The following is a 3,032-nucleotide window of genomic DNA, read 5'->3' as shown; positions in this document are numbered from 1 at the left end:
CCTTGCACCTGCCGTCTATCGACCAGGTAGTCTACCTGGGCCCTTACCGGAAGGAGAACTAATCCCTGGAACGGCTTCCCGCTTAGATGCCTTCAGCGGTTATCCGCGCCGCACGCGGCTACCCGGCCGTGCCGTTGGTCGACAACCGGTTCACCGGAGGTGCGTCCACCCCGGTCCTCTCGTACTGGGGGCAGCCTCCATCGATTCTCCTGCGCCCACGGAGGATAGGGACCGAACTGTCTCACGACGTTCTGAACCCAGCTCGCGTACCGCTTTAAACGGCGAACAGCCGTACCCTTGGGACCTGCTCCAGCCCCAGGATGCGATGAGCCGACATCGAGGTGCCAAACCTTGCCGTCGATGTGGACTCTTGGGCAAGATCAGCCTGTTATCCCCGGAGTACCTTTTATCCGTTGAGCGACGGCCCACCCACTCGGGGCCGCCGGATCACTAGAGCCTGCTTTCGCACCTGCTCGGCTTGTGGGCCTCGCAGTCAAGCCCGCTTGTACTCTTGCATTCAAAAGGACGGTTGCCGACCGTCCCGAGCGGACCTTCGCGCGCCTCCGTTACCCTTTAGGAGGCGACCGCCCCAGTCAAACTGCCCGCCTGGCACGGTCCCCGAGCCGGTTGACGGCCTCGGGTTAGGACGCCGGTCGCGCGAGGGCAGTATTCCAAGGGCGGCTCCCCGGGGGCTGGCGCCTCCGGATCTTAGCCTCCTGCCTATCCTCTACACGCGGGACCAGCGGCCAATGCCAAGCTGCAGTGAAGGTTCACGGGGTCTTTCCGTCCTTCCGCGGGTAAGTCGCATCTTCACGACCAGTGCAATTTCACCGGGTCCATGGTCGAGACAGCGCCCAAGTCGTTGCGCCTTTCGTGCAGGTCGGAACTTACCCGACAAGGAATTTCGCTACCTTAGGACCGTTATAGTTACGGCCGCCGTTTACCGGGGCTTGGCTTCGGGGCTTCGCCTTAACGGCTAACTCCTCCGCGTGACCTTCCGGCACCGGGCAGGCGTCAGACCCTATACGTCGCCTTGCGGCTTCTGCAGAGTCCTGTGTTTTTGGTAAACAGTCGCTTGGGCCTCTCCACTGCGGCCCGCCTCCGCTCCCCGGGCAAGCCGGTTCACGTACGCGCGGGCACCCCTTCTCCCGAAGTTACGGGGCCATTGTGCCGAGTTCCTTGACCATGGTTGACCCGATCGCCTCGGTATGTTCTACCCACCCACCTGTGTCGGTTTGCGGTACGGGCGCGCACGCGCCTGCCTAGGGGTTTTTCTAGGGACCTCGGGCTCACTCGCTTCGCTCAATCGCTTCGTCCGGAGCCTCGCCCTCGTGCGGACCGGATTTCCCTGGTCCGCGGGCCGCGCTCCATCACGGGGACGTCCAGAACCCCGCCGAGCCACCCCCATCCGTCGCCCCGTCGGTCGTAGCGCCGCGTGCGCGGTGCAGGAATGTCTGCCTGCTGCGCGTCGGCTACGCCTCCCGGCCTCGCCTTAGCCCCCGACTGACCCTGGGAGGATTAGCCTTGCCCAGGAAACCTCGGGTTCACGGCGGACGAGTTACTCTCTCGTCTCTCGCTACTCATGCCAGCATTCTCACTCCCATGCGCTCCACCGTCGGTCGCCCTCCGGCTTCTCCGCCCATGGGAAGCTCCCCTACCGATTCTATAAATAAAATCCCGCCGCTTCGGTGTCCAGCTTAGCCCCGTGTATTGTCGGCGCATGTCCACTCGACCAGTGAGCTGTTACGCACTCTTTGAATGGATGGCTGCTTCTAAGCCAACATCCTGGTTGTCTGGGCGGACGCACATCCTTTGCCACTCGGCTGGAACTTGGGGACCTTAGCGGGCGGTCCGGGCTGTTTCCCTCTCGAGCACACAGCTTAGCCCACATGCTCTGACTGCCGCGCTCTGGGCCGCCGGCATTCGGAGTTCGGTTGGATTCGGTAGGCGGCGAAGCCCCCTCGTCCATCCGGTGCTCTACCTCCGGCGGTGAACGCGCGACGCTAGCCCTAAAGCTATTTCGGGGAGAACGAGATATCTCCGGGTTTGATTGGCCTTTCACCCCTATCCGCAGGTCATCGCCGCCGTTTTCAACCGACGTGCGTTCGGCCCTCCACGGGGTCTTACCCCCGCTTCAGCCTGCCCACGGATAGCTCACCCGGCTTCGCGTCCGCGGCGCGGGACTCAAGTCGCCCTGTTAAGGCTCGCTTTCGCTACGGCTCCCTTTCGGTTAACCTCGCCCCGCGCCAGCGACTCGCTGGCTCATTCTACAAAAGGCACGCCGTCACACCATATAGGTGCTCCGACTGCTCGTGGGCGCACGGTTTCAGGTACTGTTTCACTCCCCTCCCGGGGTGCTTTTCACCTTTCCCTCACGGTACTGGTGCGCTATCGGTCACAGGGTAGTACTCAGGCTTGGATGGTGGTCCACCCAGGTTCGGACCGGGTTTCACGTGCCCGGCCCTACTCAGGGACCGCGTCGCGCCGTCCGGTCTGGGTTCGCGTACGGGGCTGTCACCCGCTGCGGCCGGCCCTCCCATGCCGTTCCGCTCCCCAGCCGGACCTGCGCCCGGGGGCGGCAGCCCCCGGATGCGCGGCCCTGCAACCCCGTCGGCGGAACCCCTGCCGGGTATGCCCGCTCGACGGTTTGGCCATCGGTCCCCTTTCGCTCGCCGCTACTCGGGGAGTCTCGAGATTGATTTCCTCTCCTCCGGGTACTTAGATGTTTCAGTTCCCCGGGTTGTCCTCCCCCCGCCTATGCGTTCAGCGGGGGGATATGCACACTGCTGTGCATGGGTTCGCCCATTCGGAGACCCCCGGGTCGAAGGATGTGTGCTCCTCGCCGGGGATTATCGCAGCTTGCCGCGTCCTTCATCGGCTCCCTGTGCCAAGGCATCCGCCGTGCGCCCGTGGTATCTTGCGGGACCGCATCGGGCCCGCGGGATATCCACGTGTCGCTAATTAATCTAATTAATCGATATCATGAATAGCGCTCGTATGTCGCAATTCGGGTATCTCATACCGCGGCACAG

General features: G+C 63.6%; 1 rRNA gene. It reads right to left on the bottom strand.

The window, feature by feature from the left end:
- A 23S ribosomal RNA gene (locus AB5Z20_RS09765) occupies nucleotides 1-2,923 on the bottom strand; the annotation flags it as partial.
- Nucleotides 2,924-3,032: the final 109 nt, after the last annotated feature.

This window comes from Collinsella aerofaciens (assembly GCF_040910245.1).
GTDB lineage: Bacteria > Actinomycetota > Coriobacteriia > Coriobacteriales > Coriobacteriaceae > Collinsella.
This window is presented reverse-complemented; position numbering and strand designations above follow the sequence as displayed.